Here is a 14,299-nt window from a genome sequence, read left to right on the forward strand (position 1 = left end):
CCCGACACGGCCCGTCCTGGAGATGCGGAACATCTCCAAGACGTTCCCGGGCGTGCGGGCGCTCGCCGGGGTCGACCTCGTGGTCGCCCCCGGCGAGATCCACGCCGTCTGCGGGGAGAACGGCGCCGGCAAGTCGACGCTGATGAAGGTCCTGAGCGGCGTGCACCCGGTCGGCTCCTACGAGGGGGACATCCTCTTCGAGGGCGAGGGCTGCGCCTTCCGGGACATCCGGGCCAGCGAGCAGCGCGGCATCGTGATCATCCACCAGGAGCTCGCCCTGGTGCCGTACCTGTCCATCGCGGAGAACATCTTCCTCGGCAACGAGCACGCGAGCCGCGGCATCATCTCCTGGAGCGAGACACTGCGGCACGCCTCGGCCCTGCTGAAGCGCGTCGGGCTGGGGGCGGAGAAGCCGCAGACCCGGGTCGCGGACATCGGCGTCGGCAAACAGCAGCTGGTGGAGATCGCCAAGGCGCTCTCCAAGCAGGTCAAGCTGCTGATCCTGGACGAGCCGACGGCCGCGCTGAACGACGAGGACAGCCGCAAGCTGCTGGACCTGATCCTGGAGTTCAAGTCCCACGGCATCGCCTGCATCCTCATCTCGCACAAGCTGAACGAGGTCCGCCGGGTCGCCGACCGGGTCACCATCCTGCGCGACGGCCGCACCATCGAGACCCTGGACGCCGCCGAGGCCACCGAGGACCGCATCATCCGCGGCATGGTCGGCCGCGACCTCGACCACCGCTTCCCGGACCGCACCGCGTACGAGGGCAGGCACGGCGTGGCCCTGCGGGTCGAGAACTGGACGGTCCGCCACCCCATCGACCGCGAGCGCAAGGTGGTCGACGACGTGACGGTGGAGGTGCGGCGCGGCGAGATCGTCGGGATCGCCGGGCTGATGGGCGCGGGCCGTACGGAGCTCGCGATGAGCGTCTTCGGCCGCTCGTACGGCGTGTACGACGGCGGAACGGTGAAGGTCGACGGCCGGGAGGTCACCACCCGCTCCGTCCCGGAGGCCGTCGGCCACGGCATCGCGTACGTCACCGAGGACCGCAAGACGTACGGGCTGAACCTCATCGACGACATCAACCGCAACATCTCCCTGGCCTCCCTGCGGGGACTCACCCGGCGGGGCGTCGTCGACGAGCACGAGGAGCGGCGGGTCGCCGAGTCCTACCGCACCTCCATGAACATCAAGGCCCCGACCGTGCACGAGACGGTGGGCCGGCTCAGCGGCGGCAACCAGCAGAAGGTCGTGCTCAGCAAGTGGATCCACGCGGATCCCGAGGTGCTGATCCTCGACGAGCCGACCCGCGGCATCGACGTCGGCGCCAAGTACGAGATCTACACGGTCATCGACCGGCTCGCCGCGCGCGGCAAGGCGGTCGTGTTCATCTCCTCCGAGCTGCCGGAGCTGCTGGGGATGTGCGACCGCATCTACACCATGGCCGCCGGCCGCCTCACCGGTGAGGTGCCGCGCGCCGAGGCAACCCAGGAAGTCCTCATGCGCCACATGACCAAGAACGTAAGGGACGACTCATGAGCCCGGTCACCACCGACAAGCCGCCGGCCCCCGCCGCCGCGGCGACCCAGGGGGCGGGCGGTCAGCTCACCGGCGCCCTGCTCGCCGCGATGCGCGCGAACATGCGCCAGTACGGGATGCTGATCGCCCTCGGTCTGATCGTCGTGCTGTTCCAGATCTGGACCGACGGCACGCTGCTGATGCCGCGCAACGTCTCCAACATCGTCCAGCAGAACGGCTACATCCTGATCCTCGCGATCGGCATGATGATCGTCATCATCGCCGGCCACATCGATCTGTCGGTGGGCTCGCTGGCGGCGTTCGTCGGGGCGATCGCCGCGGTGATGATGGTCGAGCAGAACTTCCCGTGGCCGGTGGCGCTGGCCGCCTCGCTGGTCATCGGGGCGATCGCCGGGGCCTGGCAGGGCTTCTGGATCGCGTACGTCGGCATACCGTCGTTCATCGTCACCCTGGCCGGCATGCTCCTCTTCCGGGGCGCCACCCAGATCGTCCTGGAGGGGCAGTCGATCGCCCCGTTCCCGCGCGGCTTCCAGAACATCAGCCAGGGCTTCCTCCCCGAGGTCGGCCCGGACACGAACTACCACAACCTCACCCTGCTGATCGGCTTCGCGGTCGCGGCCGTCGTGCTGTGGCAGGAGTGGCGGGACCGGCGCCGGCAGCTGGCGTACGAACTGGACGTGCTGCCGCTGCAGCTGTGGGCGCTCAAGTGCGTGGCCGTGGTGGCGGCGATCGTCACCTTCACGATGCTGCTGGCCAGCTACCGGGGCGTCCCGGTGGTGCTGCTCATCATGTGCGGGCTGCTGATCGCGCTCGGCTTCGTGATGCGCAACGCCGTCGTCGGCCGGCACGTGTACGCCCTCGGCGGCAACAAGGCGGCGGCAAAGCTGTCGGGCGTCAAGGACAAGCGGGTCACCTTCCTCGTCTTCGTCAACATGGGCGTGCTCGCGGCGCTGGCCGGCTGCGTCTACGCGGCCCGGCTGAACGCGGGCACCCCGCAGGCCGGCATCAACTTCGAACTCGAGGCCATCGCGGCGTCCTTCATCGGCGGCGCGTCGATGAGCGGCGGCGTCGGCACGGTGCTGGGCGCCATCATCGGCGGCCTGGTGCTGGGCGTACTCAACAACGGCATGTCGCTGGTCGGCATCGGCACGGACTACCAGCAGGTCATCAAGGGCCTCGTCCTGCTGGCGGCGGTCGGCTTCGACGTGTGGAACAAGCGCAGGGCCGGGTCGTGACCCGGAGCTGAGTCACCGGGTCCGGGGCGCCGCCCCGGACCGTTCCTTCCCGGAAGTGACAAGGAGCCACGGAAATGACTACGAGCAGACGCACGTTACTCGCCGCGACGGCGACCACGGCCGGCACGCTGGCGGCCGGCCTGTCCGCCGCTCCCGCGGCGCACGCGGCCCCGGGCCGCCGTCCGGCGCGGGAGTTCTTCGGCCGGCTGGCCGACGGCACCCGGGTGGACCGCTGGACGCTGGCCAACGGCGGCACCCGGATGGCGGTGCTGTCGTACGGCGGCATCGTCCAGTCGCTCGAACTGCCGGACCTGCGCGGCCGGTACGCGAACGTCTCGCTGGGCTTCGACAACCTCGAGGACTACGTGGCGTTGAGCCCGTACTTCGGCGCGCTCATCGGCCGGTACGGCAACCGCATCGCGGGCGGGACGTTCACGCTGGACGGCACGGCGTACCAACTGCCGCTGAACAACGGCCCGAACAGCCTGCACGGCGGTACGCAGGGCTTCGACAAGCGGGTGTGGGACGTGGAGCCGTTCGTGTCGGGCCCGGACGTCGGCCTGACACTCCGGTACGTCAGCGGCGACGGGGAGATGGGCTACCCGGGGGCGCTGTCCGTTCGCGTGGACTACACGCTCACGGGCGGCGGCGACTGGCGCATCGACTACCGGGCCACGACGACCAGGCCCACGGTGGTGAACCTCACCAGCCACGTGTACTTCAACCTGGCCGGCGAGGGCAGCGGCGACGTCTACGACCACGAACTGCGCATCGCCGCCGCCCGCTACACCCCGGTCGACGCGACCCTGATCCCGACGGGCGAACTCGCGCCGGTCGCGGGCACGCCCTTCGACTTCCGGCGGTCCAAGCCGATCGGCGCCGACATCCGGGTCAGCCACCCGCAGGTGCTGTTCGGCCAGGGCATCGACCACAACTTCGTGCTGGACAAGGGCATCACCCGCACGCCCGATAACATCGTCACGGTCCATGAGCCGCGCTCGGGCCGTACGATGAGGATCGCCACCACGGAGCCCGGACTGCAGTTCTACAGCGGCAACTTCCTGGACGGCTCGTTCGCCGGAACCTCCGGCCGGGTCTACCGCCAGGGAGACGGCTTCTGCCTCGAAACGCAGCACTACCCGGACTCCCCGAACCACCCGTCGTTCCCCACGACGGTCCTGCGCCCGGGCGAGACCTACCGCTCCACGACGGTCCACTCGTTCGCCTGAGCCCCACAGACCACTCCGTCCCGCGGGACCTGACCCCCGCGGGGCGGAGTGCCGCACGCGCGCGTTCAGCCGGCGAACGGCGGCTGCGGGAGACCCCGGCCCGCGTCTCGTACGACGAGCAGGGAGCCGGACAGCGGAGCGCGGTCGCCGATCGCGGCCGTGGTGATGTACAGGTCGGTGAGGTCGCGGCCCCCGAACGCGCAGGCCGTGGGGCGGGCCACGGGGACCCGGACCGTGCGGTCCAGGGCGCCGTCAGGCGTGTAGCGGCGGACCGCTCCGCCGTCCCACAGCGCCACCCAGACGCCGCCCCCGGCGTCGACGCACAGACCGTCGGGGAAGCCCGCGCCCTGCTCGATCCGGGCGAACGGGCGCCGGTTGACGGCCTTGGGGCCGTCCGTGTCGAAGACGTCGATCCGGCCCGTGGGTGAGTCGGCGTAGTACATCAGGGAGCCGTCCGGGCTCCACCCCGTGCCGTTGCTCACCGCCACGTCGTCCAGCACCGTGACCGCCGTGCCGTCCGCGCCGAGACGGATCAGCGTGCCGCCGCCGGGAGCCTCGTCGTACCGCATCGTCCCGGCCCACAGCGCGCCGTCCGGCGCGACCGCCGCGTCGTTGCCCCGCCGCCCCGGCACGGGGTCGTGGTGCAGCCAGGAGAAGGCCCCGGCCTCGTCGTACGCGCCCACGCCGTCACGGAGGTTGACCACGATCCCGCCGCCGGCGCGCGGCTTCGCGGCGCCCACGTGCTGCTCGGTGGCCAGCACCGTGCGGCGGCCGGAGACCGGGTCGTAGGTGTGGACCCGGAAGCCCAGGATGTCGACCCACAGCAGCCGCTGCCTGTCCGGGTCCCAGGTCGGGCCCTCGCCCAGCTCGGCACGGGCGTGCACCGCGCACTCGACGCCGCTCACAGCCGCCCCCGGTAGCCCAGCCGCGCGGACAGCTCCTGCGCGCCCTTGGTCGCCAGCTCCGCCAGCTCCCGCCGGCGCTCCGCGCTCCACCGGATCATCGGCACCGAGATGCTCATCGCGGCCACCACCCGGCCCGCGGAGTCCCGCACGGGCGCCGCCACGCAGGAGACGTCCGGGTTGGACTCGCGCTCCTCGACGGCGACTCCGTGCTCGCGGATCCCCGCGAGATGGCGGCGCAGTTCGTCGGGCGAGGTGTAGCTCTGGTCGGTCATCGCGACCAGCGGGCGCCCCGCCGGCAGCCGGGCGTCGAGCGTCGCCTCGGGCAGGGAGGCGAGCAGCATCTTGCCGACGGCCGTGCAGTGCGCCGGCAGCCGGCGCCCGGCCGCGGAGACCATCCGTACCGCGTGGGTGCTGTCGATCTTCGCGACGTAGATGACGTCGGCGTCCTCCAGGATCGCCACATGCACGGTCTCGTCGCAGGTCTCGGCCACCTTGCGGGCCACCTCGCGCCCCTCGGCGGCGAGGTCCAGCCGCTCCCCGAAGGCGCTGCCGAGCTGGTACGTGCGCACGCCCAGCCGGTAGCGTCCGGGCTGACCCGGCACCCCGCTGAGGTAGTTGCGCGCGGCCAGCGTGGTGACCAGCTCGTGGACCGTGGTCCGGGGCAGGCCCAGCCGCCGGGTGATCTCGGGGGCGGAGAGACTGTCGTCCGGGCCCAGGAACAGCTCGAGTATGTCCATCGCCCGGGTCACGGCGGGCACGAGACGGCCCATGGCACCTGCACCTCTCATTCGAAATCCCGATCACTGACCGAAACTGCGAACACACCCTATCGGCACGCAGTTCGGCCAGGGAAGACTTCGACCCAGCCTTCCGGACGGGGGTCCCGGCGTCATCCCCCGGACAGACGCAGCAGGCCCGCGTCCGTCCGGCGGAAGCCGCAGGCGTCGAAGTAGAACGGGCCCAACTCGTCCTCGAAGTCGACGTGCAGCCAGTCGCATCCGGCGGCCCGGGCGCCCTCCGCGGCGGCGGCGACGAGCGCGGTGCCGACTCCCCGGCCCTGGGCCGACCCGGCCACCACCGTGTCCAGCAGGAAGGCGTGCACGCCCCCGTCCCAGACGACGTTGACGAAGCCGACGAGCCGTCCGTCCTCCCGCGCGCACACCCAGCCCAGACTGTGCCGGGCCAGCCGCTCCGTCCACGGCGTGTCCCCCGGCGGATGACCGAACCCCTCGGCGTGCAGCGCGTTCAGGGTCCGGTCGTCCGCATCGCCCCGCCATTCGTACGTGATCGCCATGGCGGCGATCCTAGAAGGCGGGGCCGGGCGTCACGCCGGGAGGTCCACCAGCGAGGCCAGCGCCGCGCGGTGGGCTCCCGGTGTGCCGAGGGCCAGTTGGGAGGACTTGGCGCGCTTGAGGTAGAGGTGCACGGGGTGCTCCCAGGTCATGCCGATGCCGCCGTGCAGCTGCACCGCCTCCTCCGCCGCCCGTACGGCCGTCTCCGACGCGTACGACGCCGCCACCGCCACGGACACCGCCGCGTCCGGCGCGCCCGCCGCGAGGGCGTCCGCCGCGCCGCGGGCCGCCGCGCGGGCGGCCACGAGCTGCAGCCACAGCTGCGCCAGGCGGTGCTTGAGCGCCTGGAAGCCGCCCACCTGGCGGGCGAACTGGCGGCGCTGCTTGAGGTAGTCGACCGTCTCGGTGAGGCACCACTCCGCCAGGCCCAGCTGCTCCGAGGCCAGCAGCCCCGCACCCGCGAGCAGCCCGCGCGCCACGGCGGCGTCCGCGGTCGCCGCGTCGGCCAGCCGCAAGCCCGCGGCGTCCACCAGCGTCAGCCGGGCCAGCGGCCGGGTCAGGTCCAGCGGCGTCATCGCCTCCGCGGACGCGCCGTCCGTGCCGCGCTCCACGGTGTACAACCCGTCCGCGGCCGGCACCAGCCAGACGTCCGCGCCCGCCCCGTCGGCCACCGACGTGACCGTGCCGGTGAGCCGGTCCCCGGCCACGGACACGCGCGGCACCGGCCCGTGCGGCGACGCCGACCACGGCACCGCGAGCGCCACCGTACGCGCGCCCCCGGCCAGCGGGCCCAGCAGCCCCGCCACCGCGTCCGCGCCCGTGTCGCACGCCAGCAGCACCTCCGCGGCCACCACCGACGAGGTCAGGAACGGCAGCGGCGCGACCCGGCGGCCCAGCTCCTCCAGGACCACGGCGGCCTCCCGGTGCGAGGCGCCCGCGCCGCCCAGCTTCTCCGGGACCAGCAGCCCGGCCAGGCCCATCTCGGCCCCGAGCAGCCGCCACAGCCGCGGGTCGTAGGGACCGTCCGGCCCCTCCGTGGCCCTGATCAGGGCGGCGGGGTCCAGGGCGTCCGCGAGGAGGGACCGTACCGCCGTGCGCAGGTCCTCCTCCGGCTCGCTGTACAGCAGTTCGGGCGTGCGCTCGCTCATCGCGGCAGGTCCTTCCAGGCGACACCGACATCGGTCCGGGGCTCGGCCGGCAGGCCCAGCACCCGCTCGGCGACGATGTTCAGCAGGATCTCCGAGGTGCCGCCCTCGATGGAGTTGCCCTTGGCGCGCAGATAGCGGTAACCCGCCTCGCGGGCCAGGAAGTCCACCCGCTCCGGGCGCACCATGGTCCAGTCGTCGTACGCCAGGCCCTCCTCCCCCATCAGCTCGACGCCGTACGCCGAGATCTCCTGGGCGAGGCGGGCGAAGCCGAGCTTCATGCCCGCGCCCTCCGGGCCGGGGTGGCCGGCCACCAGCTGCTGGCGCAGCCGCTCGCCGGCCAGCCGCAGCGCCTCGGCCTCCACCCACAGCGACAGCAGCCGCTGGTGCAGCTCGGGGGTGCGCAGCTCGGGGCGCTCCCGCCAGACGTCGGCGACGAGCCCGATGTGGCCGCCCTCGCGGGGCAGGCGTGAACCGCCGATCGCGACGCGCTCGTTGTTCAGGGTGGTCTGGGCGACGCGCCAGCCCTCCCCGACCTCGCCGAGGCGGTGGGAGTCGGGGATGCGGACCTCGCTCAGGAAGACCTCGTTGAACTCGGCCTCACCGGTGATCTGGCGCAGCGGCCTGACCTCGACGCCCTCGACGCGCATATCGCACAGGAAGTACGTGATGCCCTGGTGCTTGGCGACGTCGGGGTCGGTACGGGCGATGAGGATCGCGAAGTCGGCGTTGTGCGCGCCGGAGGTCCACACCTTCTGCCCGGTGACCACCCACGAGTCGCCCTCGCGCACCGCTCGGGTCGCCAGGCTCGCCAGGTCCGAGCCGGCGCCGGGCTCGGAGAACAGCTGGCACCACAGCTCCTCGCCGCACCACAGGGGCCGCAGGAACCGCTCCTTCTGCCAGTCGGTGCCGTAGCGCAGGATGGTCGGCGCGGCCATGCCCAGGCCGATGCCGTTGATCTCGGGCCCGTTGCCGCCGGGCGCCCCGGCGGCCGTCATCTCGGCCTCCACCACCTGCTGCAGGGCACGCGGCGCGTCGAGCCCGCCGAGCCCCACCGGGTAGTGCACCCAGGCCAGCCCCGCGTCGTAACGGGCGCGCAGGAACGCGAGCCGCTCCGTCGTCTCCGGCGGATGCGCGGCCAGGAACCCGCGCGCCCGGCGCCGTACCTCGTCGGCGTCCACACTCATCTCGGTCATCGAACGATCCTCCACCCGCTCAGTCCGCCATCACCACGACGCGGCCGGTGGTCACACCGTCCGCCACCCGCTGCACCGCCTCGTTCGCGCCGGCCAGCGCGAACCGCTCGGACACGAGCGGGCTGACCCGGCCGTCCGCCGCCAGCCGGGTCAGCTCGGCGTGGCACTCGGCGACGGCCTCCGGGTCGCGGGTGTTGTACAGGCCCCAGTGCAGGCCCACGATCGAGTAGTTCTTCACCAGCGCGTGGTTGAGCGCCGGGGAGGGGATCTGGCCGCTGGCGAAGCCGACGACCAGGATGCGGCCCTCGAACGCCACGAGCTTCGCCGACTGCTGGTACGCGGCGCCGCCCACCGGGTCGTAGACCACGTCCGCGCCGCGCCCGCCGGTGGCCTCCTTCACGGCGGCGATCACGTCCTCGGCGGTGCGGTCCACGACCACGTCGCAGCCGAGGTCGGCGGCGGCCTTCGCCTTCTGTGCCCCGCCGACCACGCCGATCACCCGCGCGCCCGCCGCCTTGCCCAACTGCACGGCGGCGCTGCCCACTCCGCCCGCGGCGGCGTGCACCAGCAGCGTCTCGCCGGAGCGCAGACCCGCCCGGCGGTGCAGGCCGAACCAGCCCGTCTGGTAGCCGATGTGCAGTGCGGCGGCCTGCGCGTCGTCCAGGGCCTCGGGCGCGGGCCGTACGGCGGCGGCGTGCACCACCGTCAGCTCGGCGAACGCCCCGCCGGGCAGCTCGGGCGTCGCGATCACCCGCGCGCCGATCTCGCCCGCGGCGCCCTCGCCCAGCGCCACGATCTCGCCGCAGAGCTCCACGCCGGGCGTGAACGGCAGCGGGGGCCGTACCTGGTACTGGCCGCGGCAGAGCAGGGCGTCGGGGAAGTTGACGTTCGCGGCCCGCGTGCGCAGCAGGACCTGGCCGGGTCCGGGGGCCGGATCCGCGACCTCGCCGAGGCGCATGACCTCCCGCGGCTCGCCGTTCTCGTGGACCTGCCATGCCTTCATCCGGGCCAGCTCCTCAGCGTCGTCGACTGGTGGGCGCGGCCACATACTAAGCGGTCGCTTGTCACCATGGAATAGTCCGCGGCGATTACGTCAGCCGAGTGGGACCGGCGCCCGAGCGGCGCGGCGTTGACGGCAAAAGGTGCAAAACGTATCTAATCCATGGCGATTCCCTCTCCCTCTGGAGGTCTCCATGCGGCTGCGCACCACGCTGCGTCTACTCTGCGGCACCCTCGCCCTCTCCTGCTTCGCCGGCGGCGGCTACACCTGGGCCGCCGCCGAGGAGGCGCTGCCGAAAGGCGGCGTCAACATCCTCGTCGCCGGACTCGACTCGCGCGCCGGCCTCAACGGCTGGCAGCGGGCGCAGTACAACGTGGGCGGCGTGGCCTGCGGGTGCACCGACACGCTGATGGTCGTCCACCTCTCCGCCGACGGGAAGCGGGCGAGCGTCGTCAGCCTCCCCCGCGACTCGTACGTGAAGTTCGCGCCGCACGTCGACGCGTGGAGCGGATCGAAGCCCGTGACGCACTACGGGAAGATCAACGCGGCCCGCCAGCACGGCGGTCGCCAGACCGCCATCAGGACCGTCGAACAGGCGACCGGGCTGGACATCCACCACTATCTGGAGACGGACATCCGCGGATTCATCCGCACGGTGGACCGGCTCAACGGCACCAAGGTCTGCACCAAGTTCCCGCTCCACGACGCCAACGCCGGCCTGAACATGTCGACCGGCACGCACTACATCAAGGGCAAGCAGGCCATCCGCTTCGTCCGGGCCCGCCACATCGAGGGCATCGGCGACATCGGCCGGGTCCGCCGCCAGCAGGGCTTCATGGCGAACCTCACCGGCCACAAGATCGAGTCGGGTGCCCTGACCAACAAGCCGCGCTTCGCCAAGATCCTCTCGCTGATGCTGAAGGACGTCCACAAGGACACCGGCACGACCTTCGCGGAGCTGGCGCAGCTGGGCTGGCAGATGCGCCACCTGAAGATGGAGAACGTCGAGTTCGCCACCGTGCCCGTCTCCAGCATCGGCTACAACGCGCCGGGCTGGGGCTCGTCGGTGAAGTGGAGCGACGAGCGGGCCGCCCGCCTGTTCGGGGCGCTGCGCGCGGACAAGCCGATGAAGAACTCCGACGTCCGCCGCCCCGGCAGCTTCGCGGACAACTTCGGCAAGACCATCGCGGGCAGCAAGCTGATGTGCCGATAGGCGTCCCGGAGCGGCGAGTGCCGCGGCCGTCCGCCGTTCGGCGGAACGCGGCCGCGGCACTCATCGGCGTACGGGGCCTCCCGGACGATCCGCCGACCAGGTGAATCATCAGTTCATCGTCGTTTTGTTCCCATCGGGAACCCGCCGGTGGTGCGAATCTGGATTTCCCTTTCGGTGAGCCTTGTTGAAATCGGGAGTGTCCAGTGGTCCTTTCTGTCTCCGGCGTACTTATCTTGGGCATCATCATGTTCCTGTTCTTCCGCAAGGACGGACTCAAACCGATGCACGCCATCGTGTGCGCCCTGTTCGGCTTCTATCTGGCCGGCTCCGCGGTGGCGCCGAGTATCCGGGCGGGCGGGAACGGGCTCGCGAATCTGCTCGGTGGCATCAACCTGTAGGACGGGGTCGTACGACAAACCCGTACGGGAAAGAGGTGCGGATGGCCCGGCGCGAACTCCCCCGCCTGCTGTCGGCGGGAACGACTGCGATCAGCCGCGGGCGCGACGCCGCGCAGAACGCGGCGGGGGCGGCGAGCGAGGCGCTGCGGCCGGTCCGCGCCGTCAGCCGCGGGCTCTCCCGGATGGCCGCGGGAGCGCGGACCCGCTGGTCCGCGACCCCGCAGGAGAAGCGCGGCCCGTTCGCGTTCATGGCCGCTGGTGGCGGGCTGCTGGTCTGGCTCATGCCGTACGGCGTGGCGCTCGCGGCCGCCACGATGCTCGTCGCGGCGTGGTGGCTGGGGCGCGAGCCCGCACCCGTACCCGAGGAGGAGGCCGCCGAGGAGGAGGAGCCGCCCGACGACCGGCTGGCCCTGCTGTACACGGCACTCGTCCCGCATTTCACCGTTCCGGATGATCCGGAACCCCTGTACGCGCACGGCGGGGACCACGAGGCCGTCTTCAGCGGATACGAGCGGGACGAGGAAGGCCGCCTGGACGAGCTGACGATCCGCTATCCGGCCTATTTCCCGGACGGGGAGCCGGAGGCGCGCGCCCGGGTGGAAAGGCTGCTCCAGGTGAAGGCGGGGCGCGGCCGGGAATTCCTGTTCAGCTGGGACGAGGAGGGTAACCAGGTGACGGTGCAGGCCATGCCGCCGCTTCCCACGGACGTGGTGGCGCAGCGCATGGTGACCGCCCCCGGCGAACGGGTGCTGGGCCTCACCGACTCGCTGAACGTCACCCGCACCATCCCCGTGGACATCGGCGGCGAGCGGCACGACGTACCCCCGCTGCTGTGGCGTACGGGCCCGAACACCACGCTGCCGCATCTGCTGGCCGTGGGGCATCCGGGCAGCGGGACGAGCTCGCTGCTGCGGTCGCTGGCACTGCAGTCCGCCTCCCAGGCCCAGATCGCCATCGTGGACGCGGCCGGGACGGGCGAGTACGCGTTCCTGAAGGGCCGGACCGGGATCCTGGCCGTGGAGAGCCGGATCACCGGGGCGTCGGCGGTGCTGGAGTGGGTCGTACGGGAGACCCAGCGCCGGCTGGCGACCGGCGGGCAGGCCCATCCGCCGCTGTGGCTGATCGTGGACCGGCCGACGGTGCTGAGCCAGATCGCCTCGATGGACGGCCGGCCGGATCCCCAGCTGCTGCTGCGCCTGCCGCTGCAGCACGGACGGGCGGCCGTGGTCACCGTGGTGGTGGCCGAGCACTTCGACACGGCGGCGGCGCTGGACGACGCGGTCACCGGGCACACCCGGGCCCGGGTGATGCTGGGCGCGGCCAGCCCGGAGCAGATCCGGGCCGTGCTGGGCGCACCGCCGAACACCACACCGCCGCAGGACGTGCCGGCGGGCCGGGGCTACGCCCGGCTGGGCACCGGGCCCGTGCACCGGATCCAGGTGCCCCACACCCCGAACCCCGACCGCGACGACACCAGCGCGCAGGCCCGGGAGGCCGTGCTGGGACTGCTCCCGCCGCCCGCGGAGCCCGCGGCCCCGGCCGTGTGACGGTCACGCAGAGCGACCATACGTTCACCCGTTTGCCGTAATCGGCATGCGGGCGGCGTAACCGGGCTTGACGATGGTTCGAGGGCGATCGGACCGAGTCACCGGGAGAGTCCTGTGGTCCTGTCAGTCTCCGGGGTTCTGCTCCTCGGAATCATCGTGTTTCTGTTCTTCCGCAAGGACGGGCTGAAGTTCAGCCACGCACTCATCTGCGGGCTGTTCGGCTTCTACCTCGCGGGCACCGCCATGGCGCCCGGCATCAGGGCGGGCGGCGAGTCACTGGCTCAGCTGCTGGGAGGGATCGCGTTGTAGACCCTCAGCGCTTCGTGCGGCTTCGGCGTCAGGTGCTGTCGTTGGACGTCAGGTGCTGTCGTTGTTCAGACGTCAGGTGCTGTTGTTCGACGTCAGCATCACGCCGACGGCCGCGAGCGTGAGCACGACCCAGCCGAACCAGAGCCAGCCGTTGCTGCCCAGTGCCACCGTGTAGGCCGTCACCACCACGAGTCCGCCCAAGGCGGCCGCGGAAATGGCCCTTGCCGATCCTGGCATCGCCGGCCTCCTGACTCCGTCCCGGCAGCGCGCGGCCCCGGGGACACAGCTGTGTCCCCATCATCGCTCGCCACCGGGCCGGGCGCCAGAGCGCTACTGGCCGCGTGCCTGCAGGGACGCCAGATAGGCGTTGTAGGCCGCGAGCTCCTCGTCGCCGTTGCGGTCGGCCGCGCGGTCGGCGCGCCGGGCCTGGCGCTGCTCGGACGTGTACCACTGGAAGAGCAGGGCCACCAGCACCAGCACCGTGGGGATCTCGCTGAAGGCCCACGCGATGCCGCCGGCCGCCTGCTGATCGCCCAGCGCGTCGATGCCCAGCGAGGCCGGCGGGTGGGCGTAGGTCTCCACCATGGGCTCGCTCGCCATCATCAGCGCGATGCCGAAGAACGCGTGGAACGGCATACCGGCGAAGAGCAGCAGCATGCGCATCACATGGCTGGGGCGGTGCGGCCCCGGGTCGACGCCCATGATCGGCCAGAAGAACACCAGCCCCACGGCCAGGAAGTGGCACATCATGAACAGATGGCCCGCCTGGGTCTCCATCAGGGTGTCGAAGAGCGGCGTGAAGTACAGGGCGTACAGGCTCGCGATGAACAGCGGGAGCGTGAAGCCCACGTGCGTGATCACGCTCAGATAGCGGCTGTGCAGCAGCCGCACCAGCAGCGCGCGGGGGCTCGACTTGCTGCCGCGGGCGCCGGTGGGCAGGGCGCGCAGCAGCAGCGTGACGGGGCCGCCGAGGAGCAGCAGGATCGGCGCGAGCATGCTGATGACCATGTGCTGCACCATGTGCACGCTGAACATGACCATCCCGTAGTCGTTCAGCCCGGTGCACATCATCAGCACGATCGTCGCGATGCCCGCGGCGAAGGCGACGGTGCGGCCCACCGGCCAGCTGTCGCCGCGCCGGCGCAGCCGGACCACGCCCCACCCGTACAGCGCCAGGGCCAGGAGTGAGCCGATCAGGAAGAAGGGCTCGGCGCTGAACTCGAGGCCGCGCGGAAGCGTGAACGGCGGCAGCTCGTGCGTGCCGTGTCCGCCGTGGTCCATGGTGCT

At 71.9% G+C, this 14,299-nt stretch carries 15 protein-coding genes; 7 read left to right on the top strand and 8 right to left on the bottom strand.

Annotation, left to right across the window (positions count from 1 at the left end; genetic code table 11):
* The first annotated feature begins 22 nt into the window (after positions 1-22).
* From mmsA to AB0M28_RS07325, 3 genes are all read left to right on the top strand, one after another.
* Positions 23-1,543, top strand: coding sequence for a multiple monosaccharide ABC transporter ATP-binding protein (mmsA, locus tag AB0M28_RS07315; protein WP_365399374.1), 1,521 nt, complete (start codon positions 23-25; stop codon positions 1,541-1,543).
* Positions 1,540-2,778, top strand: a complete 1,239-nt coding sequence (mmsB, locus tag AB0M28_RS07320; protein ID WP_365399170.1) for a multiple monosaccharide ABC transporter permease — start codon at positions 1,540-1,542, stop codon at positions 2,776-2,778. The genes mmsA and mmsB overlap by 4 nt, the downstream gene beginning before the upstream one ends.
* Before the next feature lie 74 nt (positions 2,779-2,852).
* Positions 2,853-4,007, top strand: a complete 1,155-nt coding sequence (locus tag AB0M28_RS07325) for an aldose epimerase family protein (RefSeq protein WP_365399173.1) — start codon at positions 2,853-2,855, stop codon at positions 4,005-4,007.
* A gap of 65 nt (positions 4,008-4,072) precedes the next feature.
* Here the strand turns inward: AB0M28_RS07325 and AB0M28_RS07330 are convergent, their stop codons facing one another.
* The 6 genes from AB0M28_RS07330 to AB0M28_RS07355 all read right to left on the bottom strand — a co-directional run bounded on the left by AB0M28_RS07330 (position 4,073) and on the right by AB0M28_RS07355 (position 9,548).
* Positions 4,073-4,912: an SMP-30/gluconolactonase/LRE family protein gene (locus AB0M28_RS07330; protein WP_365399176.1), complete on the bottom strand. Its 840-nt coding sequence runs from the start codon at positions 4,910-4,912 to the stop codon at positions 4,073-4,075.
* A complete protein-coding gene (locus AB0M28_RS07335) occupies positions 4,909-5,682 on the bottom strand; it encodes an IclR family transcriptional regulator (protein WP_365399179.1) in 774 nt (257 codons plus the stop codon). The genes AB0M28_RS07330 and AB0M28_RS07335 overlap by 4 nt, the downstream gene beginning before the upstream one ends.
* A gap of 119 nt (positions 5,683-5,801) precedes the next feature.
* Complete coding sequence (locus AB0M28_RS07340; protein WP_365399182.1) at positions 5,802-6,206, bottom strand: GNAT family N-acetyltransferase; 405 nt, start codon at positions 6,204-6,206, stop codon at positions 5,802-5,804.
* A 30-nt stretch (positions 6,207-6,236) separates the two neighbouring features.
* Positions 6,237-7,352, bottom strand: coding sequence for an acyl-CoA dehydrogenase family protein (locus AB0M28_RS07345; RefSeq protein ID WP_365399185.1), 1,116 nt, complete (start codon positions 7,350-7,352; stop codon positions 6,237-6,239).
* Positions 7,349-8,536: an acyl-CoA dehydrogenase family protein gene (locus AB0M28_RS07350; protein WP_365399377.1), complete on the bottom strand. Its 1,188-nt coding sequence runs from the start codon at positions 8,534-8,536 to the stop codon at positions 7,349-7,351. The genes AB0M28_RS07345 and AB0M28_RS07350 overlap by 4 nt, the downstream gene beginning before the upstream one ends.
* Positions 8,537-8,564: 28 nt before the next feature.
* Positions 8,565-9,548, bottom strand: coding sequence for an NADPH:quinone oxidoreductase family protein (locus tag AB0M28_RS07355; RefSeq protein ID WP_365399188.1), 984 nt, complete (start codon positions 9,546-9,548; stop codon positions 8,565-8,567).
* A 190-nt stretch (positions 9,549-9,738) separates the two neighbouring features.
* Here AB0M28_RS07355 and AB0M28_RS07360 point away from each other — a divergent pair, with 190 nt between their 5' ends.
* The 4 genes from AB0M28_RS07360 (at position 9,739) to AB0M28_RS07375 (ending at position 13,012) form a co-directional block, all read left to right on the top strand.
* Positions 9,739-10,758 (top strand): LCP family protein, encoded by a 1,020-nt coding sequence (locus tag AB0M28_RS07360; RefSeq protein WP_365399191.1) that lies wholly within the window; start codon positions 9,739-9,741, stop codon positions 10,756-10,758.
* 203 nt (positions 10,759-10,961) lie between these two features.
* On the top strand, positions 10,962-11,156 hold the full coding sequence (locus AB0M28_RS07365) for a hypothetical protein (RefSeq protein WP_365399193.1): 195 nt from the start codon (positions 10,962-10,964) through the stop codon (positions 11,154-11,156).
* 41 nt (positions 11,157-11,197) lie between these two features.
* Complete coding sequence (locus AB0M28_RS07370; RefSeq protein WP_365399196.1) at positions 11,198-12,703, top strand: hypothetical protein; 1,506 nt, start codon at positions 11,198-11,200, stop codon at positions 12,701-12,703.
* Between the two features lie 114 nt (positions 12,704-12,817).
* Positions 12,818-13,012, top strand: a complete 195-nt coding sequence (locus AB0M28_RS07375) for a hypothetical protein (RefSeq protein ID WP_365399198.1) — start codon at positions 12,818-12,820, stop codon at positions 13,010-13,012.
* Positions 13,013-13,084: 72 nt separating this feature from the next.
* On the opposite strand, the gene AB0M28_RS07380 is transcribed toward AB0M28_RS07375, so the two are convergent.
* Together AB0M28_RS07380 and AB0M28_RS07385 are read right to left on the bottom strand one after the other, a co-directional pair.
* Positions 13,085-13,249: a hypothetical protein gene (locus AB0M28_RS07380; protein WP_365399201.1), complete on the bottom strand. Its 165-nt coding sequence runs from the start codon at positions 13,247-13,249 to the stop codon at positions 13,085-13,087.
* A gap of 93 nt (positions 13,250-13,342) precedes the next feature.
* Positions 13,343-14,293 (bottom strand): cytochrome c oxidase assembly protein, encoded by a 951-nt coding sequence (locus tag AB0M28_RS07385; protein ID WP_365399204.1) that lies wholly within the window; start codon positions 14,291-14,293, stop codon positions 13,343-13,345.
* Between the last annotated feature and the right edge of the window lie 6 nt (positions 14,294-14,299).

The organism is Streptomyces sp. NPDC051940 (assembly GCF_040680895.1).
Classification (GTDB): Bacteria; Actinomycetota; Actinomycetes; order Streptomycetales; family Streptomycetaceae; genus Streptomyces.